This window comes from Serratia sp. 121840015-1 (genome assembly GCF_053627655.1).
On record NZ_JBSEYF010000006.1, the window covers coordinates 203,773 to 225,163 of the forward strand.

The 21,391-nt window shown below is 60.8% G+C and carries 20 protein-coding genes; 13 read left to right on the plus strand and 7 right to left on the minus strand.

Going from position 1 to position 21,391, the window contains the following annotated elements; translation table 11 throughout:
- Positions 1-160 precede the first annotated feature (160 nt).
- Positions 161-2,713, plus strand: coding sequence for a class I adenylate cyclase (locus ACUXAC_RS22585; RefSeq protein ID WP_019452546.1), 2,553 nt, complete (start codon positions 161-163; stop codon positions 2,711-2,713).
- Between the two features lie 36 nt (positions 2,714-2,749).
- Here ACUXAC_RS22585 and cyaY read toward each other — a convergent pair whose 3' ends face one another.
- Positions 2,750-3,070, minus strand: coding sequence for an iron donor protein CyaY (gene cyaY, locus ACUXAC_RS22590; RefSeq protein ID WP_049200053.1), 321 nt, complete (start codon positions 3,068-3,070; stop codon positions 2,750-2,752).
- Positions 3,071-3,148: 78 nt separating this feature from the next.
- Between cyaY and lptM the strand changes: the two genes are divergently transcribed.
- The 6 genes from lptM to uvrD all read left to right on the plus strand — a co-directional run bounded on the left by lptM (position 3,149) and on the right by uvrD (position 8,826).
- Positions 3,149-3,355 carry an LPS translocon maturation chaperone LptM gene (gene lptM / locus ACUXAC_RS22595; RefSeq protein WP_048232385.1) on the plus strand — a complete coding sequence of 69 codons (207 nt, stop codon included), beginning with the start codon at positions 3,149-3,151 and terminating at the stop codon, positions 3,353-3,355.
- A 71-nt stretch (positions 3,356-3,426) separates the two neighbouring features.
- On the plus strand, positions 3,427-4,251 hold the full coding sequence (dapF, locus tag ACUXAC_RS22600) for a diaminopimelate epimerase (RefSeq protein ID WP_197862238.1): 825 nt from the start codon (positions 3,427-3,429) through the stop codon (positions 4,249-4,251).
- Positions 4,248-4,961, plus strand: a complete 714-nt coding sequence (locus tag ACUXAC_RS22605) for a DUF484 domain-containing protein (RefSeq protein WP_038874100.1) — start codon at positions 4,248-4,250, stop codon at positions 4,959-4,961. The genes dapF and ACUXAC_RS22605 overlap by 4 nt, the downstream gene beginning before the upstream one ends.
- Positions 4,958-5,869: a tyrosine recombinase XerC gene (gene xerC, locus ACUXAC_RS22610; protein WP_387444033.1), complete on the plus strand. Its 912-nt coding sequence runs from the start codon at positions 4,958-4,960 to the stop codon at positions 5,867-5,869. The genes ACUXAC_RS22605 and xerC overlap by 4 nt, the downstream gene beginning before the upstream one ends.
- Positions 5,869-6,585, plus strand: a complete 717-nt coding sequence (gene yigB, locus ACUXAC_RS22615) for a 5-amino-6-(5-phospho-D-ribitylamino)uracil phosphatase YigB (RefSeq protein WP_060441210.1) — start codon at positions 5,869-5,871, stop codon at positions 6,583-6,585. The genes xerC and yigB overlap by 1 nt, the downstream gene beginning before the upstream one ends.
- Positions 6,586-6,663: 78 nt before the next feature.
- On the plus strand, positions 6,664-8,826 hold the full coding sequence (uvrD, locus tag ACUXAC_RS22620) for a DNA helicase II (protein WP_038874108.1): 2,163 nt from the start codon (positions 6,664-6,666) through the stop codon (positions 8,824-8,826).
- Between the two features lie 45 nt (positions 8,827-8,871).
- Here the strand turns inward: uvrD and ACUXAC_RS22625 are convergent, their stop codons facing one another.
- Positions 8,872-9,345: a WbuC family cupin fold metalloprotein gene (locus ACUXAC_RS22625; protein WP_025160392.1), complete on the minus strand. Its 474-nt coding sequence runs from the start codon at positions 9,343-9,345 to the stop codon at positions 8,872-8,874.
- A gap of 445 nt (positions 9,346-9,790) precedes the next feature.
- Between ACUXAC_RS22625 and corA the strand changes: the two genes are divergently transcribed.
- Positions 9,791-10,741 (plus strand): magnesium/cobalt transporter CorA, encoded by a 951-nt coding sequence (gene corA / locus ACUXAC_RS22630; protein ID WP_004934262.1) that lies wholly within the window; start codon positions 9,791-9,793, stop codon positions 10,739-10,741.
- A gap of 16 nt (positions 10,742-10,757) precedes the next feature.
- Here corA and rarD read toward each other — a convergent pair whose 3' ends face one another.
- Both rarD and ACUXAC_RS22640 read right to left on the minus strand, forming a co-directional pair.
- Positions 10,758-11,645 (minus strand): EamA family transporter RarD, encoded by an 888-nt coding sequence (gene rarD, locus ACUXAC_RS22635; RefSeq protein WP_060424204.1) that lies wholly within the window; start codon positions 11,643-11,645, stop codon positions 10,758-10,760.
- Between the two features lie 66 nt (positions 11,646-11,711).
- Complete coding sequence (locus ACUXAC_RS22640) at positions 11,712-12,182, minus strand: thioesterase family protein (protein ID WP_033649641.1); 471 nt, start codon at positions 12,180-12,182, stop codon at positions 11,712-11,714.
- Positions 12,183-12,385: 203 nt separating this feature from the next.
- On the opposite strand from ACUXAC_RS22640, the gene pldA reads away from it, so the two are divergent.
- Genes pldA through rhtC form a run of 3 tightly spaced genes read left to right on the plus strand, consistent with a single transcriptional unit; the run spans position 12,386 to position 15,773 of the window.
- On the plus strand, positions 12,386-13,264 hold the full coding sequence (pldA, locus tag ACUXAC_RS22645) for a phospholipase A (RefSeq protein ID WP_004934270.1): 879 nt from the start codon (positions 12,386-12,388) through the stop codon (positions 13,262-13,264).
- Between the two features lie 43 nt (positions 13,265-13,307).
- Positions 13,308-15,140: an ATP-dependent DNA helicase RecQ gene (gene recQ, locus ACUXAC_RS22650; protein ID WP_149571822.1), complete on the plus strand. Its 1,833-nt coding sequence runs from the start codon at positions 13,308-13,310 to the stop codon at positions 15,138-15,140.
- 12 nt (positions 15,141-15,152) lie between these two features.
- Positions 15,153-15,773, plus strand: a complete 621-nt coding sequence (gene rhtC, locus ACUXAC_RS22655; protein WP_142109126.1) for a threonine export protein RhtC — start codon at positions 15,153-15,155, stop codon at positions 15,771-15,773.
- A 48-nt stretch (positions 15,774-15,821) separates the two neighbouring features.
- Here the strand turns inward: rhtC and rhtB are convergent, their stop codons facing one another.
- Positions 15,822-16,442, minus strand: coding sequence for a homoserine/homoserine lactone efflux protein (gene rhtB / locus ACUXAC_RS22660; protein WP_025304879.1), 621 nt, complete (start codon positions 16,440-16,442; stop codon positions 15,822-15,824).
- A gap of 147 nt (positions 16,443-16,589) precedes the next feature.
- On the opposite strand from rhtB, the gene pldB reads away from it, so the two are divergent.
- Both pldB and yigL read left to right on the plus strand, forming a co-directional pair.
- A complete protein-coding gene (gene pldB / locus ACUXAC_RS22665) occupies positions 16,590-17,633 on the plus strand; it encodes a lysophospholipase L2 (protein ID WP_387444042.1) in 1,044 nt (347 codons plus the stop codon).
- A gap of 4 nt (positions 17,634-17,637) precedes the next feature.
- Positions 17,638-18,435, plus strand: coding sequence for a sugar/pyridoxal phosphate phosphatase YigL (gene yigL, locus ACUXAC_RS22670; RefSeq protein ID WP_387444045.1), 798 nt, complete (start codon positions 17,638-17,640; stop codon positions 18,433-18,435).
- 216 nt (positions 18,436-18,651) lie between these two features.
- On the opposite strand, the gene glpQ is transcribed toward yigL, so the two are convergent.
- Entirely contained in the window at positions 18,652-19,731 is a 1,080-nt protein-coding gene (gene glpQ / locus ACUXAC_RS22675; protein ID WP_015376272.1) for a glycerophosphodiester phosphodiesterase, read from the minus strand.
- 83 nt (positions 19,732-19,814) lie between these two features.
- Complete coding sequence (gene glpT / locus ACUXAC_RS22680; protein WP_047729425.1) at positions 19,815-21,167, minus strand: glycerol-3-phosphate transporter; 1,353 nt, start codon at positions 21,165-21,167, stop codon at positions 19,815-19,817.
- Positions 21,168-21,391 lie beyond the last annotated feature (224 nt).

Sequence of the window (21,391 nt, forward strand, 5' to 3'; positions counted from 1 at the left end):
GCTACAATAATTGTGAAGCGTTACCTCCTTTACGGTCAATCAGCAAGGTGTTAAATTGATCACGTTTCCAGCAATAAGTCGCCAAATATTCTTCTTACACTAACGGCGCTTATGGAATACGGGTTTTTTTCTAAACACCGGGATAATCAGGCGAGACGTCTTGTACCTCTACATCGAGACATTGAAGCAGAGACTGGATGCGATCAATCAGCTACGCGTCGATCGCGCCCTGGCGGCTATGAAGCCCGCGTTTCAACGGGTATACAGTCTGCTGCCCACCTTACTGCACCACCACCACCCGCTGATGCCGGGTTACCTGAACGGTAACGTTCCCCACGGCATTTGCCTCTACACGCCTGATGAAACTCAACAAGATTACCTGAACGATTTAGAAGACAAATGGGGCAGCCCGTTTGACAAACCGGCCAGCGGCGAGCTGCCGATCACCGGCGTCTACTCGATGGGCAGCACCTCGTCTATCGGCCAAAGCTGCAGCTCGGATCTCGACATCTGGGTCTGCCACCAGTCTTGGCTGGACAACGAAGAACGCACCCGCCTGCAGCAAAAATGCAGCCTGCTTGAGAAGTGGGCCGCCTCGATGGGGGTGGAAGTCAGCTTCTTCCTGATCGACGAAAACCGCTTCCGCCATAATGAAAGCGGCAGCCTGGGCGGCGAAGACTGCGGCTCGACGCAGCATATCCTGTTGCTCGACGAATTCTATCGCACCGCGGTGCGCCTGGCCGGCAAACGCATCCTGTGGAACATGGTGCCGGGCGAAGAAGAAGCGCACTACGATGAATACGTGCTGTCGCTGTACGCGCAGGGCGCGCTGACGCCGAACGAGTGGCTGGATCTCGGCGGCCTGAGTTCGCTGTCGGCGGAAGAGTATTTCGGCGCCAGCCTGTGGCAGCTGTACAAGAGCATCGATTCGCCTTACAAGGCGGTGCTGAAGACCCTGCTGCTGGAAGCCTATTCCTGGGAATATCCCAATACCCAGTTGCTGGCGACGGACATCAAACACCGCCTGCATCAGGGGGAGATCGTCAGCTTCGGGCTCGATGCCTATTGCATGATGCTCGAGCGCGTGACCCGCTACCTGACCGACATCAACGACACCACCCGCCTCGATCTGGCCCGCCGCTGTTTCTACCTGAAAGTGTGTGAAAAGCTGTCGCTGGCCAAGGCCTGCGTCGGCTGGCGGCGCGAGATCCTCAGCCAGCTGGTCAGCGAGTGGGGCTGGAGCGAAGAGCGTCTGGCGATGCTGGACAACCGCGCCAACTGGAAAATCGAACGGGTGCGTGAAGCGCATAACGAGTTGCTCGACGCGATGATGCAGAGCTACCGCAACCTGATCCGTTTCGCCCGTCGCAACAACCTCAGCGTCAGCGCCAGCCCGCAGGATATCGGCGTGCTGACCCGCAAACTGTACGCGGCGTTCGAGGCGCTGCCCGGCAAGGTGACGCTGGTGAACCCGCAGATCTCGCCGGACCTGTCGGAAAACGATTTAACCTTTATTCATGTGCCGGTTGGCCGCGCCAACCGCACCGGCTGGTACCTGTACAATCAGGCACCGGCCATGGATTCGATCGTCAGCCATCAGCCGCTGGAATATAACCGCTACTTGAACAAGCTGGTGGCCTGGGCCTATTTCAACGGCCTGCTGACGCCGCAGACCCGCCTGCACATCAAGAGCGGCAACCTGTGTGACACCGCCAAGCTGCAGGAACTGGTGGCCGACGTTTCCCATCACTTCCCGCTGCGCCTGCCGGCACCGACGCCGAAAGCGTTGTACAGCCCGTGCGAGATTCGCCATCTGGCGATCATCGTCAATCTGGAAAACGATCCGACCGCCGCCTTCCGCAATCAGGTGGTGCACTTCGATTTCCGCAAACTGGACGTGTTCAGCTTCGGCCAGCAGCAGCAGTGTTTGGTGGGCAGCATCGATCTGCTGTACCGCAACTCCTGGAACGAAGTGCGTACCCTGCATTTCAGCGGTGAGCAGTCGGTGCTGGAAGCGCTGAAAACCATTCTCGGCAAAATGCACCAGGACGCCGCGCCGCCGGAGTCGGTGGAAGTGTTCTGCTACAGCCAGCACCTGCGCGGCCTTATTCGTACCCGCATTCAGCAGCTGGTGTCGGAGTGCATCGAGCTGCGCCTGTCCAGCACCCGGCTGGAACCCGGCCGCTTCAAGGCGGTGCGCGTCGCCGGGCAAACCTGGGGGCTGTTCTTCGAGCGCCTGAGCGTGTCGGTGCAGAAGCTGGAGAACGCGGTGGAGTTTTACGGCGCCATCTCCAACAACAAGCTGCACGGCCTGTCTATCAAGGTGGAAACCGATCAGGTGCATCTGCCGCCGGTGGTGGATGGCTTCGCCAGCGAGGGGATCATCCAGTTCTTCTTCGAAGACACCTCGGACGACAAGGGCTTCAACATCTATATTCTGGACGAGTCGAATCGGGTGGAGGTGTATCACCACTGCGAGGGCAGTAAAGAGGAGCTGGTGCGCGACGTCAGCCGCTTCTACTCCTCATCGCACGATCGCTTTACCTACGGCTCCAGCTTCATCAACTTCAACCTGCCGCAGTTCTATCAGATCGTGCAGCTCGACGGGCGCACGCAGGTGATCCCGTTCCGCAGCAACGTGCTGTCCAGCCTGTGCGTGACGGTGGCCGATGGCGCCGCACAGCCGCTCAAACAGCAGTTCCAGCTGCATTGACGCCGCAAGGGCTCGGTTGCCGAGCCCTGCATCGCCTCAGGAAAACTGCAGTTCCTCACCGGCCTGTGCGCTGGCCGCTTCGCTGAGCAGCTGATAAAACGGCTGCCCGCTGCGATCGCATAGCCAGACGCCGTCGCGGTAGTTGAAGTGGTAACCGCCGGCCTTGGTGGCGAGCCACACCTGGTGCAGCGGCTCTTGGCGGTTGATGACGATTTTGGTGCCGTTTTCGAAGCTCAGCGTCATCACGCCGCCATTGGTTTCGTAATCGATGTCCGCATCGCCGTCAAAATCGTCCAGTGTCTCTTCAATATTCAGCATCAGCTGGTCGGCCAACTGATGAAACTCGCTGTCGTTCATATTCAATTCCTATTGCTTTTCATGATCCACCTGCGATTATAGAGACCTTGGACGCATGAATTACAGGCATTAATGCAAATGAAAAAACAACTACGCTATGCGCTGATGGCAGTTCTGCTTACCGGCCTCGCCGGCTGTGGTCTGAAGGGCCCGCTTTACTTCCCACCTGCCGATTCCGCCGGCCAAAAACCGGCCAAGCCGCCGGTGCAAACGGGCGATCAGGTGCAAAAGAACCAGCAGGAGCAGTCTGGCTCTCAGCAAAAACCGTCGATGGTCGACCAGTAACACCCTGTTTGCGGTGGCGAGCGCCGCCGCAAAATCAAGACGGATAGCGCGTCCAGATAGCGGAGTATGATATGCAGTTCTCCAAAATGCACGGTCTGGGCAACGACTTTATGGTGGTCGATGCCGTTACACAGAATGTCTATTTTTCACCTGAGCTGATCCGCCGGCTGGCCGATCGGCACCTGGGCGTCGGCTTTGACCAGATGCTGGTGGTAGAACCGCCTTACGATCCCGAGCTGGATTTTCACTACCGAATTTTCAACGCCGACGGCAGCGAAGTGGCGCAGTGCGGCAACGGCGCACGCTGCTTCGCGCGCTTTGTGCGGCTGAAAGGGCTGACCAACAAGCGCGATATCCGCGTCAGCACCCAAACCGGGCGCATGGTGCTCAGCGTCACCGACGACGAGCTGGTGTGCGTCAACATGGGCGAGCCGAACTTCGATCCGCAGGCGGTGCCGTTCCGCGCCGCCAAGGCCGAAAAGACCTACATCATGCGCGCGGCGGAACAGACCGTGCTGTGCGGCGTGGTGTCGATGGGCAACCCGCATTGTGTTTTGCAGGTGGATGATGTAAAAACCGCCAAGGTGGAGCTGCTCGGGCCGGTGCTGGAAGGGCATGAGCGCTTCCCGGAACGGGCCAACATCGGCTTTATGCAGGTGGTCAGCCGCGATCACATCAAGCTGCGCGTTTACGAGCGCGGCGCCGGCGAAACGCAGGCCTGCGGCAGCGGCGCCTGTGCGGCGGTAGCGGTGGGGATCCAACAGGAATTGCTGTCAGAAGAGGTGCATGTAGAACTGCCGGGCGGCAGCCTGCATATTCGCTGGAAAGGGCCGGGCAACCCGCTGTTTATGACCGGCCCGGCAACCCATGTCTATGACGGATTTATTCATCTATGAAGAGCGTAGAAGAACAGAGCGTCGCCGGCCTGGCGCTGGATGACGACACCGTAATGCAGTATCTGCTGCAGAACCCGGATTTCTTTATTCGCAACGCACGCCAGGTTGAGCAGATGCGCGTGCCGCACCCGGTGCGCGGCACCGTTTCGCTGGTGGAATGGCATCTGGCCCGCCAGCGCAATCACATCGAACGGCTGGAAGAAGAGATCACGCTGTTGATGGAACAGGCCAGCGCCAACGAAGGGCTGTTCGCCCGGTTGCTGCACCTGCAGGCCGATTTGGCCACCGCCGACAGCCTGCAGGACATGCTCAACCGGCTGCAGCGCTGGGCGCGCGGCTTCGGTTTGGCCGGTGCCACGGTGCGCCTGTTCGCCGAACGCTGGAAGATCGGCGCGCCTTCCGACTTTACCCACCTGGCGCTGACGCGTTCGGCGTTCGAGCCGTTCCGCATTCAGCGGCTGGGCAGCGAACAACACTACCTCGGCGGCCTGAACGGCCCCGAACTGCTGCTGCTGTTGCCGCAGGCCAAACAGATTGGCCAGATTGGCTCGGTGGCGCTGTCGATGTTGGGCGACGACGGCGAACTGGGCATGGTGATCTTCAGCAGCCGCGATACGCAACACTATCAGCAGGGCATGGGCACGGTGATGCTCAATCAACTGGCGCGCATGCTGCCGGAACTGCTGGAACGCTGGGTCGAACGCGCATGATGCCGATTGCGCCCAGCCTGCAGCAGCCGGTGGACGCTTTTCTGCGTTATCTCAAGGTAGAACGGCAACTCAGCCCGCTGACGCAGCTCAGCTATTCGCGCCAGCTGGCGGCGCTGATGCGCCTGGCGCAGGAGATTGGCGTCACCGACTGGACGGCGCTGGACGCCGCCCGGGTGCGCATGCTGGCGGCGCGCAGCAAACGCGCCGGCCTGCAGTCCGCCAGCCTGGCGCTACGGCTCTCTTCGTTGCGCAGTTTCCTCGACTGGCTGGTCAGCCAGGGCGTATTGCACGCCAACCCCGCCAAAGGCATCCGCACGCCGCGCAGCGGCCGCCATCTGCCGAAAAACATCGACGTCGATGAAATGAACCAGCTGCTGGAGATCGATCTCAACGATCCGCTAGCGGTGCGCGATCGCGCCATGCTGGAGGTGATGTACGGCGCCGGCCTGCGCCTCTCAGAGCTGGTGGGGCTGGATTGCCGCCATGTCGACATGGCCGCCGGCGAGGTGTGGGTGATGGGGAAAGGCAGCAAAGAGCGCAAATTGCCGATCGGGCGCACCGCCGTCACCTGGCTGGAACACTGGCTGGCGATGCGCGATCTGTTCGGGCCGGAAGATGACGCGATGTTCCTGTCCAATCAGGGGCGGCGCATTTCGACGCGCAACGTGCAAAAGCGCTTCGCCGAATGGGGCGTGAAACAGGGCGTCAACAGCCATATCCACCCGCACAAGCTGCGCCACTCCTTCGCTACCCACATGCTGGAGTCCAGCGGCGATCTGCGCGCGGTGCAGGAGCTGCTCGGCCACGCCAACCTGACCACCACGCAAATTTATACCCACCTCGACTTTCAACATCTGGCGAACGTGTACGATGCCGCGCATCCGCGCGCCAAACGGGGGAAATCCTGATGCATTTTTATCGCCCGCTGCGCCCGCTGGCGGCGCTGACTTTCGATCTGGACGACACGCTGTATGACAATCGCCCGGTGATTAGACAGACCGAACAACAGTCGGTGGCCTTCCTGCAGAGCTACCATCCCGGTCTGAACAGCTTCCAGTCGGCGGATTTCCACCGCCTGCGCCAGGAGCTGCGCGAGCAGGATCCGGAGATCTACCACGACGTCACCCAGTGGCGCTGGCGCGCCATTCATCTGGCGCTGAGCCGGCAGGGGCTGCGCGATGCCGACGCGGCGATCGGGGCCGATGCGGCGATGCAAAACTTCGCGCTGTGGCGCAGCCGCATCGAGGTACCGGAAGCGACCCACGCCACGCTGAAGGCGCTGGCCGCGCGCTATCCGCTGGTGGCGATCACCAACGGCAACGCCGATCCGGCACAGTGTGGCCTGGACGGCTACTTCCAGTTCGTGTTGCGCTCCGGGCCGGACGGCCGCGCCAAACCGTACCAGGACATGTACCACCTAGCCGTCGAGCGGCTGGGCGTGGCGCCCGAGCAGATCCTGCATGTGGGCGACGATCTGACTACCGACGTCGCCGGCGCGCTGCGCGCGGGGCTGCAGGCCTGTTGGATCAACGATCGGCAACGGGATCTGATGCGGGCCGCCGACAGCCGCCTGCTGCCGCATATTGAGATTTCGCAGTTGGCATCGCTGACAGCATTGTTATAATCCCTGCCAGAACTCTGTATAAATTTCCAGTGAAAAACCCGCCAGCGGCGGGTTTTCCCTTAACCATTAGTGGTGCCTATGGACGTCTCCGATCTGCTCGACAGCCTGAATGAAAAACAACGTGAAGCCGTGGCGGCGCCGCGCAGCAACCTGTTGGTTCTGGCCGGGGCGGGCAGCGGCAAGACCCGGGTGCTGGTGCATCGCATCGCCTGGCTGCTGTCGGTGGAGAACTGTTCGCCGTATTCGATCATGGCGGTGACCTTCACCAACAAGGCGGCGGCGGAAATGCGCCACCGTATCGAACATCTGATCGGCACCAGCCAGGGCGGCATGTGGATCGGCACCTTCCACGGCCTGGCGCATCGTCTGTTGCGCGCCCACCACCTGGAAGCCAACCTGCCGCAGGATTTCCAGATCCTCGACAGCGACGACCAGCTGCGGCTGCTCAAGCGCATCATCAAGGCGCTGAACGTCGACGAGAAGCAGTGGCCGCCGCGTCAGGCGATGTGGTACATCAACGGCAAGAAAGACGAGGGCCTGCGGCCACAGCACGTCGAGACCTACAACAACCCGGTAGAGGCCACCTGGCTGCGCATCTACCAGGCCTATCAGGAAGCCTGCGATCGCGCGGGGCTGGTGGATTTCGCCGAGCTGCTGCTGCGCGCGCACGAGCTGTGGCTGAACAAGCCGCATATCCTCAACCACTACCGCGAACGTTTCACCAACGTGCTGGTGGACGAATTCCAGGATACCAACAGCATCCAGTACGCCTGGATCCGTCTGCTGGCGGGCGGCAACAGCAACGTGATGATCGTCGGTGACGATGACCAGTCGATCTACGGCTGGCGCGGCGCGCAGGTGGAAAACATCCAGCGCTTCCTGAAAGATTTCCCCGGCGCGGAAACCATCCGCCTGGAACAGAACTACCGTTCCACCAGCAACATCCTGAAAGCGGCCAACACCCTGATCGCCAACAACGACGGGCGCATGGGCAAAAACCTGTGGACCGAAGGCGGCGAAGGCGAACCGATCTCCATCTACTGCGCCTTTAACGAACTCGACGAAGCGCGCTTCGTGGTCAACCGCATCAAGACCTGGCAGGACAACGGCGGGGCGCTGAACGACTGCGCCATCCTGTACCGCAGCAACGCCCAGTCGCGCGTGCTGGAAGAGGCGCTGCTGCAGACGGCGATGCCGTACCGCATCTACGGCGGCCAGCGCTTCTTCGAACGCCAGGAAATCAAGGATGCGCTGGCTTACCTGCGCCTCATTTCCAACCGCAACGACGATGCGGCCTTCGAGCGCGTGGTCAACACCCCGACGCGCGGCATCGGCGATCGTACCCTTGACGTGGTGCGCCAGGCGGCGCGCGATCGCCAGCTGACGCTGTGGCAGGCGACGCGCGAGCTGATGCAGGACAAAGTGTTGGCCGGCCGCGCCGCCTCGGCGCTGCAGCGCTTTATCGAACTGGTGGAGTCGCTGGCGCATGAAACCGCCGACATGCCGCTCCACGTGCAGACCGACCGGGTGATCCGCGATTCCGGGCTGTTCATCATGTATGAGCAGGAGAAAGGCGAAAAGGGGCAGGCGCGCATCGAAAACCTTGAGGAACTGGTGACGGCGACGCGCCAGTTCAGCTATCAGGAAGAAGATCAGGATCTGATGCCGCTGCAGGCGTTCCTGTCGCATGCGGCCCTGGAGGCGGGCGAAGGGCAGGCCGACGCCTACCAGGACGCGGTGCAGCTGATGACCCTGCACTCCGCCAAGGGCCTGGAGTTCCCGCTGGTGTTTATCGTCGGCATGGAAGAAGGCATGTTCCCGAGCCAGATGTCGCTGGATGAAGGCGGCCGTCTGGAAGAGGAGCGCCGCCTGGCCTATGTGGGCGTAACGCGCGCCATGCAGAAGCTGACGCTGACCTATGCCGAAACGCGCCGTCTGTACGGCAAAGAGGTTTACCACCGGCCGTCGCGCTTTATCGGTGAGCTGCCGGAAGAGTGCGTGGAAGAAGTGCGCCTGCGCGCCAGCGTATCGCGCCCGGTCAATCACCGCCGCATGGGCACACCGATCAGCGAAAACGATACCGGCTACAAGCTGGGCCAGCGCGTGCGCCATCCCAAGTTTGGCGAAGGCACCATCGTCAATCTGGAGGGCAGCGGCGAGCACAGCCGGCTGCAGATCGCTTTCCCGGGCGAGGGCATCAAGTGGCTGGTGGCGGCCTACGCTCGCCTGGAAACGGTATAAAGAGAGGGGAGAGTTGCAGGGGCACGCCCCTGCAATCGTTCATTATCAGTGAGGGTAGCGATCGCCGACCTGCGCGGTGGCATACCAGCGCATCACCGCTTCGGTGCCTTCGCCGCCTTCCTGCGGCGCCCATTGCATGCAGTCCTCTTCGGTCAGTGCCTGATACGGGCCCTGCTTCACTTCGAATACCACGCCGCCGGCATCGACCGACAGCACCGCATGCCAGGTAAATGCCGGCATCTCCAGCACTTTGGTTTCTTCGCCGAGCAGGGTGCGCTGCGTGACGACGCCGTCATCGTTGAACTGCAACACGACAAAACGGCCGCGCAGCGGCGTCAGCAATTCCCAGGTTTGCGGGTGACGGTGCGGGCGGATATAGGTGCCGGGTTCCATGGCGATCGCCAGGCGTTGCACCGGGTCGCTCAACTCTTCGTGTAAAGTGCGGTGCGCGCGCAGGCGGGCCACGCTGGCGGCCTGTTCGCTCATCGCGGTCAGTTCATGGGCGGTAATCTGTTTCATCATTTAAATCCGCATGCTTGTCGTACCATTAGGGTGATGTCATCTTAACAACATTCTTGGTGGCGGTAAGCGATCGCCGCGACTTTTTCAGCACGGTTTAAGCGCCATTTTTACCATTGATCATCGTGATGATTTGTTGCGCAATTATCCCGCCTAACGTGTTGACAGGCTTTTTCCTCTCGGCGTAACATGCGCGCACTATTATCATTGAGGACAGACGCCTTGGACACACCCAGTAGATACTGGCTCACTGACCTGCGCCGCAGGTATAACTTCTAAGGCTCTCCGTTTTTGCTGATAGCCTTCGTGGTTGTCGGCGACCCCGCAAAGCGTCGCTATGAGTCAGATCTCTTCATGGTCTGAAACAAATCGGTGATACGCATCCCCTCTGTTTCTGTGCTTCAACGCGTTGTCCGCACCCGTTACCTTCACGGAGTTTTGGCACATGCTGAGCGCTTTTAAATTAGATAACCGCCGCTTGTCCCGTCTGGAGCTGGACGACTCGGATGATCTCACGTCATCGCTGTGGGTTGACCTGGTCGAGCCGGAAGAGGGCGAGCGTGAGCGCGTGCAGAATGAGCTGGGACAAAGCCTGGCGACGCGTCCCGAGCTGGACGACATCGAAGCCTCCGCCCGTTTCTTCGAAGACGAAGACGGTCTGCATATCCACTCCTTCTTCTACTTTGAAGATGCGGAAGATCACGCCGGCAACTCCACGGTGGCGTTCACCATCCGCGACGGCCGCCTGTATACCCTGCGCGAGCGTGAACTGCCGGCGTTTCGCCTGTACCGCATGCGCGCCCGCAACCAGACCATGCTCGAAGGCAACGCCTACGAACTGCTGCTGGATCTGTTCGAAACCAAGATTGAGCAGTTGGCGGACGAGATAGAGAACATCTACAGCGATCTGGAACAGCTCAGCCGGGTGATCATGGAAGGGCATCAGGGCGACGAATACGACGCCGCGCTGTCGACGCTGGCGGAGCTGGAAGATATCGGCTGGAAGGTGCGTTTGTGTCTGATGGATACCCAGCGCGCGCTCAACTTCCTGGTGCGCAAGGCGCGTCTGCCGACCGGCCAACTGGAGCAGGCGCGTGAAGTGCTGCGCGACATCGAATCCCTGCTGCCGCACAACGAATCGCTGTTCCAGAAAGTGAACTTCCTGATGCAGGCGGCGATGGGCTTCATCAACATCGAGCAGAACCGCATCATCAAGATCTTCTCGGTGGTGTCGGTGGTGTTCCTGCCGCCAACGCTGGTGGCCTCCAGCTACGGCATGAACTTCGAATTCATGCCGGAGCTGAAATGGTCGTTCGGCTACCCGGGCGCCATCACCTTGATGATCCTGGCCGGCCTGGCCCCTTACCTGTACTTCAAGCGCAAGAACTGGCTGTAACCCGGCGGCGCCGGGCTCAGCGCAGCTTGCGCTGGGTATAGAGCGCGTCGAGGGTGAACAGGATCAGCGCCGCCCAGATAAAGCCGAAGGTCACCAGTTTGTCCTGGCCGACGGTTTCGCCGTAGAAGGTGACCGCCAGCAGGAACATCAGCGTCGGGCCGAGATACTGGAAGAAACCGAGCGTCGACAGGCGCAGCCGGGTGGCCGCCGCGGTGAAGCACAGCAGCGGCACGGTGGTGACGATGCCGGCGGCGACCAGCAGCAGGTTCAGCGACCACGGGTTGGCGCTCAGGTGGCTGGTGGGACTGTCGGCGAACAGGAACAGATAGGCCGCCGCCACCGGCAGCAGCCACAGCGTTTCGATCAGCATGCCGGTCTGGGCGTCGATGGCGATTTTCTTGCGCAGCAGGCCGTAGAAGGCGAAGCTGAACGCCAGCCCCAGACCGATGATCGGCAACGAGCCGAACTGCCAGAGCTGTACCAGCACCCCGGTGAACGCCAGCGCCACCGCCACCCACTGCATGCGGCGGAAGCGTTCGCCGAGAAACAGCATCCCCAACAGCACGTTAACCAGCGGGTTGATGAAGTAGCCCAGGCTGGCCTCGAGCATATGGTGGTTGTTCACCGCCCAGATGAACAGCAGCCAGTTGCCGCCGATCAACAGCGCGGTGACCGCCAGCAGCAGCAGCCGTTTGCGATTTTGACAGGCGGCCCGCACTTTCGGCCAGCTGCGGCCCAGCGAGATCAGCGCCAGCATGAAGAAAAACGACCAGATGATCCGGTGGGTGAGGATCTCATCGGCGGGCACTTGCTGAATCAGTTTGAAATAGGCCGGGGCGATGCCCCACATAAAATAGGCGGCCAGGGCGAAGAAAATGCCCTGACGCGTTTGCTTTGCGTCCATGACGTCACTCGGGTGGGGAACGTAAGATGCGGTGAGTGTACTGAAGACGCTCACCGCACACAATCATCAGCCGACCAGATAGGTGGCGGTGGCGCTCGCGATATGCAGGCCGTCGTGGTTATGCAGCTCTACGCGCGCGACGGCGACCTTGTTGCCGCTGCGCAGCACGCTGGCGGAGGCGACGAAGTGCTCGCCGCGGCCAGGGCGCAGGTAATCGACGCGCAGATCGATGGTCCCCATGCGCGACAGCTTGGCGGCGATCTCCTCTTCGATCAGCGGCTCCAGGCGCGTCAGCACGCCGCCGGCGCAGGCCAATCCGGCGGCGACGTCAAGCACCGCGGCGATCACGCCACCGTGCAGAATTTCCTGTGCCGCGTTGCCCACCAGCTTGCGTTGGTTGGTGAAGCTCAGCTCGACGTAATCATCGTCGAAGCGGCGTAGCTCCAGGCCAAGCTCGCGGTTGAATGGCATGTGGTAGACAAAGATTTCGCCGATCTTGCGGCGGGCGGCTTCCAGGGTCAGTGGTGTGGTCGACATAGCGGGTTTCCGTTTTTCTTTTGCGTTTTAAGGGAGCTAACTGGTCAGTCCAGGTTAATGGAATGTTGATTTTATGCTTAACCTTTGTTGCTTTCCAGACTATTCCAATAAAACCGACCTGCGCTGCGGTAAAGCCTCCTTTGTGTGTAAAATGGCCTGATTTTTTCTGGGCTTGCCCTTTTTCGTTGGAGTGAGGAGAGGTTATGCGCATTTTGTCAGGGATCGTTTCCGCCACGCTGCTGATGCCGGCGCTGGCATTGGCTGAGGAAGCCAAAGAGCAGCAGATTCACGATAAGCCGGCGGTGCGCGGCAGCATTATCGCCAACCTGCTGCAGGAGCACGATAATCCGTTCACGCTGTATCCTTACGATCCCAATTACCTGTTGTACACCGACACCAGCGATATCAACAAAGAGGCCATCAAGACGTACAACTGGGCCGACAAGGCGCGCAAGGACGAGGTGAAATACCAGCTTAGCCTGGCGTTTCCGCTGTGGCGGGGCATTGCCGGCGACAACTCGGTGCTCGGCGCGTCTTATACTCAGCGCTCCTGGTGGCAATTGTCCAACCGCGGCGAGTCTTCGCCGTTCCGCGAAACCAACTACGAGCCGCAGCTGTTCGTAGGGTGGGCGACCGATTACCGCTTTGCCGGTTGGACGCTGCGCGATGTTGAAATCGGCGTTAACCATCAGTCTAACGGCCGTTCGGATCCGACGTCGCGCAGCTGGAATCGCGGCTATGCGCGGCTGATGGCGCAAAACGGCAACTGGCAGGTGGATCTCAAGCCCTGGTTCCGCTTCTCGGAGAGCTCGAGCAACGACGACAACCCGGACATCACCAAATACATGGGATACTACCGGCTGAAGGTCGGTTACGCTTGGGGCGACAGCGTATTCAGCGTCGACAGCCACTATAACTGGAACAGCGGCTACGGCGGCGCGGAGCTGGGCTGGAGCTATCCGATCACCCGCAACGTGCGTTTCTATACCCAGGTGTTCAGCGGCTACGGCGAATCGCTGATCGACTATAACTTCCGGCAGACACGGGTGGGCGTTGGTGTCATGCTGAACGATATTATGTAATCATACCCGCTGGGTGTGTACCGATTAAAAAATGGGGAAGTGTGTGTCAACCGCAGCAGTGATTAACAGAGAATTGCTGGCCGAGCAGGTATTGCGCGATACCTTTGGCTACCAGCAATTCCGTCCGGGCCAACAAACGATTATCAACGCCGCGATCGGCGGGCAGGATTGCCTGGTGGTGATGCCGACCGGCGGCGGCAAGTCGTTGTGTTACCAAATCCCGGCGCTGGTGATGGACGGCCTGACCCTGGTGGTTTCCCCGCTGATCTCGCTGATGAAGGATCAGGTCGACCAACTGTTGGCCTACGGCGTTTCCGCCGCCTGCTATAACTCGACGCAAACTCGCGAGGAGCAGCTGGACGTTATGGCCGGCTGCCGCAACGGCACCATCAAGATGCTGTACATCGCGCCGGAACGGCTGATGATGGAAAGCTTCCTCAGCCTGCTCGATCACTGTCCGCCGGCGATGCTGGCGGTGGATGAGGCGCACTGTATTTCGCAGTGGGGCCATGACTTCCGGCCGGAATATCGCGCGCTGGGTCAGCTGAAACAGCGCTTCCCGTCGATGCCGGTGATCGCGCTGACCGCCACCGCCGACGAGTCCACCCGCGGCGATATCGTGCGCCTGCTGGCGCTGCAGGACCCGCTGGTGCAGGTCAGCAGCTTCGACCGGCCGAACATCCGCTACACGCTGGTGGAAAAATTCAAACCGCTCGATCAGCTGTGGCGCTTCGTGCAGGATCAGCGCGGCAAGAGCGGCATTATCTATTGCAACAGCCGCGCCAAGGTGGAAGACACCGCCGCGCGTCTGCAAAGCCGCGGGCTGAGCGTCGGCGCCTACCACGCCGGGCTGGACAACGATCGCCGCGCGCAGGTGCAGGAAGCGTTCCAGCGTGACGATTTGCAGGTGGTGGTGGCTACCGTCGCCTTCGGCATGGGCATCAATAAACCCAACGTGCGCTTCGTGGTGCATTTCGACATCCCGCGCAATATCGAATCCTATTATCAGGAGACCGGCCGCGCCGGGCGCGACGGCCTGCCGGCCGAAGCCATCCTGCTGTACGATCCGGCCGACATGGCCTGGCTGCGCCGCTGCCTGGAGGAAAAACCTGCCGGGCAGCAGTTGGACATCGAGCGCCACAAGCTGAACGCCATGGGCGCGTTCGCCGAGGCGCAAACCTGCCGCCGTCTGGTGCTGCTCAACTACTTCGGCGAAGGCAAGCACGAGAACTGCGGCAACTGCGACATCTGCCTCGATCCGCCCAAGCGCTACGACGGGCTGGAGGACGCGCGCAAGGCGCTGTCCTGCGTGTACCGCGTCGGCCAGCGCTTCGGCCTCGGGTACATCGTGGAAGTGCTGCGCGGCTCCAACAACCAACGCATTCGCGAATACGGCCACGATAAGCTGCCGGTGTACGGCATCGGCCGCGATCAAACCACTGAACACTGGACCAGCGTGCTGCGTCAGCTGATCCACCTGGGCTTTATCACCCAGAACATCGCCATGCACTCGGCGCTGCAATTGACCGAGGCGGCGCGTCCGGTGTTGCGCGGCGAGGTGGCGCTGCAGCTGGCGGTGCCGCGCATCCAGAGCCTGAAGTCGCGCAGCAGCGCCAACCAGAAATCCTACGGCGGCAATTACGATCGCAAGCTGTTCGCCAAGCTGCGCAAACTGCGCAAATCGATCGCCGACGAAGAAAACATTCCGCCTTACGTGGTGTTCAACGACGCCACGCTGCTGGAAATGGCCGAACAGATGCCGATCAAGGCCGGCGATCTGCTGAGCGTCAACGGCGTCGGCCAGCGCAAACTGGAGCGTTTCGGCGCGCCCTTTATGGCGATGATCCGCGACCATCTCGACAATGACGAAGACTAAGGGCGATAAATCATGCTGATGCTGTTTCTCACCGTGGCGCTGGTACATCTGATTGCGCTGATGAGCCCGGGGCCGGACTTCTTTTTCGTGTCGCAAACCGCCGCCAGCCGCTCGCGCCGCGAGGCGATGATGGGCGTGGTCGGCATTTCGCTCGGCATCGTGGTGTGGGCCGGCGTGGCCTTGATGGGGCTGCACCTGATCCTGCAGAAAATGGCCTGGCTGCATCAGATCATCATGGTCGGCGGCGGCATTTACCTGTGCTGGATGGGGTGGCAGCTGCTGCGTTCCGCGCGGGCGCAGCAAGCGCAGCCGGCGGCGGAGACTCAGGTGGCGTTGCCGAAGGCCGGGCGCAGCTTTATTCGCGGCTTCCTGACCAATCTGTCCAACCCGAAAGCGGTGATCTATTTCGGCAGCGTGTTCTCGCTGTTCGTCGGCGACAGCGTCGGCGCCGGGGCGCGCTGGGGACTGTTCCTGCTGATCGTCGCCGAGACCTTCGTCTGGTTCAGCCTGGTGGCGGTGGTGTTCGCGCTGCCGGCGATGCGCCGCGGCTACCAGCGGTTGGCCAAGTGGATCGACGGGGTGGCGGGCGTGCTGTTCACCGGCTTCGGGTTACACCTGATCTTTACCCGCTGATCGGCAGTGACATGCCCAAGGCCGAGCAGCGATGCCCGGCCTTTTTTGTCAGGCTTTGCGGGCGGTCGCCAGCAGCCCCGCCACCAAAATGAACAGCGAACCGAATACCCGGTTGAGCAGCTGCATCTGGCGCGGCGTTCTCAGCCAGCCGGCGATGCGCGTCGCCAGGGTGGCGTAACCGATCATCACCAGAATATCCACCACCACGGTAGTGACGCCGAGCACCAGATACTGCTCGGCCTGCGGCTGATTGGGCAAGATAAACTGCGGGAACAGCGCGGCGAGGAACACGATGCTTTTCGGGTTGGTCAGGTTGACCAGCACCGCGCGGCGGAACAGACGGCGGCGCGGCATGCTGCCCGCCAGCGCATGCAGATCCAGCGCCCCGGCGGCGCGCCATTGCTGGATGCCGAGCCACACCAGGTAGGCGGCGCCCAGCCATTTCAGCAGCTCGAACGCCAGCAGCGATTGAGAAATCAGCGCGCCGAGGCCGATGCCCACCAGTACGATGTGCGCGCTCAGCCCGACCTGCAGCCCGGCGATCGACGCGGCGGCGCCGCGATAGCCGTGGCTGATGCCGGTGCTCATGGTGTTGATGGCGCCTGAGCCGGGGGACAGGCTGAGGATAAGCGTGGTCAGCAGGTAGGTTAACCACCAGTCCAAGGTCATGGTTCTCGGCTCCCTGAAAGTGTCGTTTTGTGCCACAATGCGCCGAGGCGGCGCCGTTTTTTGTAAGAATTGAATCACAATACGCTAGTATGATTTCTTGTGCCAGCGGTCACATTTTCCGCCGGCCCCACAGGGAAAACGCTCTCGATGACCTCGTTCACTCTCAGCTCCGATGACTGGTTAACGCGTGAAACGCAGTTCGCTGCCTTCGCCACCGGGCCGCTGCTGGACTTCTGGCGGCTACGGGAAGAGGGCGAGTTCAGCGGCGTGGGCGGCGTGCCGATCCGCTTTGTGCGTTTTCGCTCCGCACGACATCAGCGGGTGGTGGTGGTCAGCCCCGGCCGCATCGAAAGCTACGTGAAATACCCCGAGGTGGCCTACGATCTGTTCCACTGCGGTTACGATGTGGTGATCGTCGATCATCGCGGGCAGGGGCGCTCCGGCCGTTTACTGGCGGATACGCACCGCGGTCATGTGGTAAACTTCGCCGACTACGTGGACGATTTCGAGCAGCTTTGGCAGCGCGAGGTCGAATCGTGCGGTTATCGGCAGCGCGTAGCGCTGGCGCATTCGATGGGCGGCGCGATCCTGGCGCAGTTCCTGCAGCGCCGGCCGCAGGCATTCGACGCGGCGGCGTTTTGCGCGCCGATGTTCGGCATCCAGTTGCCGATGCCGGGCTGGCTGGCCGACCGCATCCTCGACTGGGTGGAGACGCGCCCGGCGATCCGCGACTACTACGCGGTGGGCACCGGCCAGTGGCGTCCGTTGCCCTATGTGGTCAACGTGTTGACCCATAGCCGCGAGCGCTATCGGCGCAGCCTGCGCTATTACGCCGATTACCCCGAGCTGCAGGTGGGCGGGCCGACCTACCATTGGGTGCGGGAGAGCATCCGCGCCGGCCGGCAGATTATTGCTCAGGCCGGGGAGATAACAACGCCGCTGTTGCTTTTGCAGGCCGGTGAGGAACGGGTGGTCGACAACCGTTCGCATCAGGCTTTTTGTCAGGCTCTGTCAGACGCGGGGCGCCCTTGCGAAGGGGGGCTCCCGTGGGTTATCAACGGCGCACGCCACGAGATCCTGTTCGAGCGGGACGCGATGCGCGCCGAAGCACTGAACGCAATCCTGCGCTTCTTTGCTCAACACTTAGGCGGCGCGCTGCCGCCGACAACTCCATCAGAGGTTAGAACATAACGCTATGTATCACGTCGTCGCTTCCGATTTAGATGGCACGCTGCTGTCTCCCGACCATACCCTGTCGCCGTACGCCAAAGAAACGCTGAAGTTGCTGACCCAGCGCGGCGTACATTTCGTGTTCGCCACCGGCCGTCACCATATCGACGTGGCGCAGATCCGCGACAGCCTGGAGATCAGCGCCTTTATGATCACCTCCAACGGCGCGCGGGTGCACAACACCGCCGGCGAGTTGATCTTCAGCCATAACCTGGACGGGGATATCGCCCGCGATCTGTACGGCATGCTGCACGACGATCCGGAGATCACCACCAACGTCTACCGCAACGATGACTGGTTCATCAACCGCGAAAGCCCTGAGCAGGAAGAGTTCTTCCAGGAGTCGGTGTTCAAATATCAGCTGTTCGAGCCGGGCCTACTGGAAACCGACGGCGTCTGTAAGGTCTACTTCACCTGCGAAAATCACGAGCGGCTGCTGCAGGTGGAAGACGCCATCAACGCGCGCTGGGGCGATCGGGTCAACGTCAGCTTCTCGTTCCCGACCTGCCTGGAAGTGATGGCGGGCGGCGTGTCGAAAGGGCATGCGCTGGAAGAAGTGGCCAAGATCATCGGCTATACGCTGCAAGAGTGCATCGCCTTCGGCGACGGCATGAACGATCTGGAGATGCTGTCGATGGCCGGTAAGGGCTGCATCATGCGCGACGCGCATCAGCGCCTGAAGGATATGCTGCCGGAGCTGGAAGTGATCGGCTCCAACGTCGATAACGCGGTGCCGCACTACCTGCGCAAGATGTTCCTCTGAAATCACCCGGCCGTTTCTCTGAAATAACAAGGGCGCCTTGCGGCGCCCTTAAAGTCAATGATAAACCGGATGACGTTGCCGAGCTGACAGAGGGCAATATCTAAAAAACAAGGAAAATCAATTTATTGATTTTCGACTGATATCCACAAAGGAGGAAAAACCACGTTTTTTCCTCCTTTGTCAGCAATTCAAGGGCGCCTTGCGGCGCCCTTGGCATTACTTGTGCTGGCCCTGCTTCTGCAGGAACTGCACGCCCTTGTCCGGGAAGTCGGTGAACACGCCGTCGACGCCGGCCTGGTTGTAAATCACGTCATACAGCTGGTTCACGTCGGTCACGTACTTCGGCAGCGCATCGGCGCGGATGGTGAACGGGTGCACCGCCAGCTTGCTGGCATGCGCTTCTTTCACCATGTCGGTCAGCACGATGTGGCCCGGCTTGGATTGATCCGCGACCACCAGCATGTGGTAGTCCGGCCCGATGCCGTCGGCATACTGAGCGATTTTCTTCATCGCGCCCGGCTTGAACATCCAGTCGTAGTCGTATTCTACCCACTTGCCGTCGGCTTTCTGCTCGTAGGTTTCCTGCCAGTCGTTATAGGCGATCAGCTGCACCAGCTTCAGATCCATGCCCAGCTTCGGCTCCAGCTCGTTCTTGATGCGTTTGAGCTCGTTGGCGTCGAAGCACTGCAGGTAGACGTTATCGTTCTTGCCGGTGTAACCGTACTGCTTGAGCACCGCCAGCACTTTGCTGGAGATGTCTTTGCCTTCCTGTTTGTGGAACCACGGCGCCTTGATTTCAGGGTAGATGCCGATGTTTTTGCCGGTCGAATGGTTCAGACCCTGCACGAACTCGATCTCTTCCTGGAAGGTGTGTACGCGGAAGTCGGATTTGCCCATCGGGAAGCGGCCAGGATAACCCTGTACCTTCTTGCCGTTTTCGATTTCAAAGCCTTCGGTGAACTTCAGCGATTTGATCTCCGCCAGCGTAAAGTCGATGGCGTAGTAGCGGCCGTCTTTGCGCGCGCGGTCCGGGAAGCGTTCGGCGACGTCGGTGACGCGATCGAGATAATGGTCGTGCAGCACCACCAGCTCGTTGTCCTTGGTCATCACCAGATCTTGTTCGAGGTAATCGGCGCCCTGGGCGTAGGCCATCGCTTTCGCCGGCAGGGTGTGTTCCGGCAGGTAGCCGCTGGCGCCACGGTGGGCGATCACCACTTTGTCCGCCGCCTGTGCGGCGCTGACCATCGAGGTGGCGAGAATGATCCCTGTCAGCAGGGCTTTGACTTGAGTCCGCATTCCGTTTTTCTCCGTGTTGTTGGGGGCAGGGTAGTAAAAAGGCCGCAGGGCGGCCTTTAAATCATGCAAAAGTCGTGTGACGCTTAACCGCGCTTGGCGGCGATTTCCGCGTGGTGTTTCTTTTCGTTCAGCATGGTCAGCAGCAGCAGGATAACCGCCAGCACGCCGCCGCCGATCATCACCATGAAGCCGCCGTCCCAACCGAAGAAGTCCACGGTGTAACCGACGATGGCGCTGGCTGCAACCGAGCCGCCCAGGTAACCGAACAGGCCGGTGAAGCCCGCGGCGGTGCCGGCGGCTTTCTTCGGCGCCAGCTCCAGCGCGTGCAGGCCGATCAGCATCACCGGGCCGTAGATCAGGAAGCCGATGACCAGCATACAGATCATGTCCACGGTCGGGTTACCGGCCGGGTTCATCCAGAACACCACGGTGGCGATGGTCACCAGCGTCATGAAGAACACACCGGTGGCGCCGCGGTTGCCTTTGAACACTTTGTCCGACATCCAGCCGCACAGCAGGGTGCCCGGGATACCGGCGTATTCATACAGGAAGTAGGCCCAGGACGACTTGTCCAGCGCGAAGTGTTTCACTTCTTTCAGGTAGGTCGGCGACCAGTCCAGAATGCCGTAACGCAGCAGATAGACGAATACGTTGGCGACCGCGATGTACCACAGCAGCTTGTTCGGCAGAATGTACTGCATGAAGATCTGCTTGGCGGTCAGCTCTTCTTCGTCTTTTTCGCTGTAGTCGTCCGGATAGTCGTTTTTGTACTCTTCAATCGGCGGCAGGCCGCAGGATTGCGGGGTGTCGCGCATCAGGGCGAAGGCGATCAGGGCCACCAGGATGGCGCCGAAGGCCGGCATGTACAGCGCCGCGTGCCAGTCGTTGAACCAGGCCATACCCAGCAGGAACAGCAGCGGCGGCAGGCCGCCACCCACGTTGTGGGCGCAGTTCCAGATGGAAACGATGCCGCCGCGTTCTTTCTGCGACCACCAGTGCACCATGGTGCGGCCGCACGGCGGCCAACCCATGCCCTGGAACCAGCCGCACAGGAACAGCAGGACGAACATGATGGCGATGCTGGAGGTGGCCCACGGCACGAAGCCCATGAACAACATCACCGCCGCCGCCAGGATCAGGCCGGCAGGCAGGAACACCCGCGGGTTGGAACGGTCGGAGACCGAACCCATGATGAATTTGGAGAAGCCGTAGGCAATGGAGATGCCCGACAGCGCGAAGCCGAGGTCACCGCGGCTGAAGCCTTGTTCGATCAGGTAAGGCATGGCCAGGGTGAAGTTCTTACGCACCAGATAGTAAGCGGCGTAACCGAAGAAGATCCCCAGGAAAATTTGCCAGCGCAGCTTACGGTAGAGCGGGTCTACCTTATCGCTCGGCACACGGGCGGTGTGTGCGGCCGGCTTAAAAATACTCAACATGAGCGCCTCCGATGGCTTTATCTGTTATCACATCAATATGACCTTTTACGTTCATTTGATGATTGAGCGGATATCGAATGTGGTGTTTTTGTGTTCCATAACGAGCGCCATTGTCATCAAATACGCCTGGTGTCGCTGTGACGAATGGCGCAATTGTTACACTTTCATGAAACCACGGCGGATTTTGAGCGATTCGTTAACGTTATGAAATAGAAAAACGTCCA

Excerpts from the sequence above, each read along its gene's own strand:
- cyaY (WP_049200053.1), bottom strand. The coding sequence starts at position 3,070 with ATGAACGACAGCGAGTTTCATCAGTTGGCCGACCAGCTGATGCTGAAT.
- lptM (WP_048232385.1), top strand. The coding sequence starts at position 3,149 with ATGAAAAAACAACTACGCTATGCGCTGATGGCAGTTCTGCTTACCGGC.
- dapF (WP_197862238.1), top strand. The coding sequence starts at position 3,427 with ATGCAGTTCTCCAAAATGCACGGTCTGGGCAACGACTTTATGGTGGTC.
- ACUXAC_RS22605 (WP_038874100.1), top strand. The coding sequence starts at position 4,248 with ATGAAGAGCGTAGAAGAACAGAGCGTCGCCGGCCTGGCGCTGGATGAC.
- xerC (WP_387444033.1), top strand. The coding sequence starts at position 4,958 with ATGATGCCGATTGCGCCCAGCCTGCAGCAGCCGGTGGACGCTTTTCTG.
- yigB (WP_060441210.1), top strand. The coding sequence starts at position 5,869 with ATGCATTTTTATCGCCCGCTGCGCCCGCTGGCGGCGCTGACTTTCGAT.
- uvrD (WP_038874108.1), top strand. The coding sequence starts at position 6,664 with ATGGACGTCTCCGATCTGCTCGACAGCCTGAATGAAAAACAACGTGAA.
- ACUXAC_RS22625 (WP_025160392.1), bottom strand. The coding sequence starts at position 9,345 with ATGAAACAGATTACCGCCCATGAACTGACCGCGATGAGCGAACAGGCC.
- corA (WP_004934262.1), top strand. The coding sequence starts at position 9,791 with ATGCTGAGCGCTTTTAAATTAGATAACCGCCGCTTGTCCCGTCTGGAG.
- rarD (WP_060424204.1), bottom strand. The coding sequence starts at position 11,645 with ATGGACGCAAAGCAAACGCGTCAGGGCATTTTCTTCGCCCTGGCCGCC.
- ACUXAC_RS22640 (WP_033649641.1), bottom strand. The coding sequence starts at position 12,182 with ATGTCGACCACACCACTGACCCTGGAAGCCGCCCGCCGCAAGATCGGC.
- pldA (WP_004934270.1), top strand. The coding sequence starts at position 12,386 with ATGCGCATTTTGTCAGGGATCGTTTCCGCCACGCTGCTGATGCCGGCG.
- rhtC (WP_142109126.1), top strand. The coding sequence starts at position 15,153 with ATGCTGATGCTGTTTCTCACCGTGGCGCTGGTACATCTGATTGCGCTG.
- rhtB (WP_025304879.1), bottom strand. The coding sequence starts at position 16,442 with ATGACCTTGGACTGGTGGTTAACCTACCTGCTGACCACGCTTATCCTC.
- pldB (WP_387444042.1), top strand. The coding sequence starts at position 16,590 with ATGACCTCGTTCACTCTCAGCTCCGATGACTGGTTAACGCGTGAAACG.
- yigL (WP_387444045.1), top strand. The coding sequence starts at position 17,638 with ATGTATCACGTCGTCGCTTCCGATTTAGATGGCACGCTGCTGTCTCCC.
- glpQ (WP_015376272.1), bottom strand. The coding sequence starts at position 19,731 with ATGCGGACTCAAGTCAAAGCCCTGCTGACAGGGATCATTCTCGCCACC.
- glpT (WP_047729425.1), bottom strand. The coding sequence starts at position 21,167 with ATGTTGAGTATTTTTAAGCCGGCCGCACACACCGCCCGTGTGCCGAGC.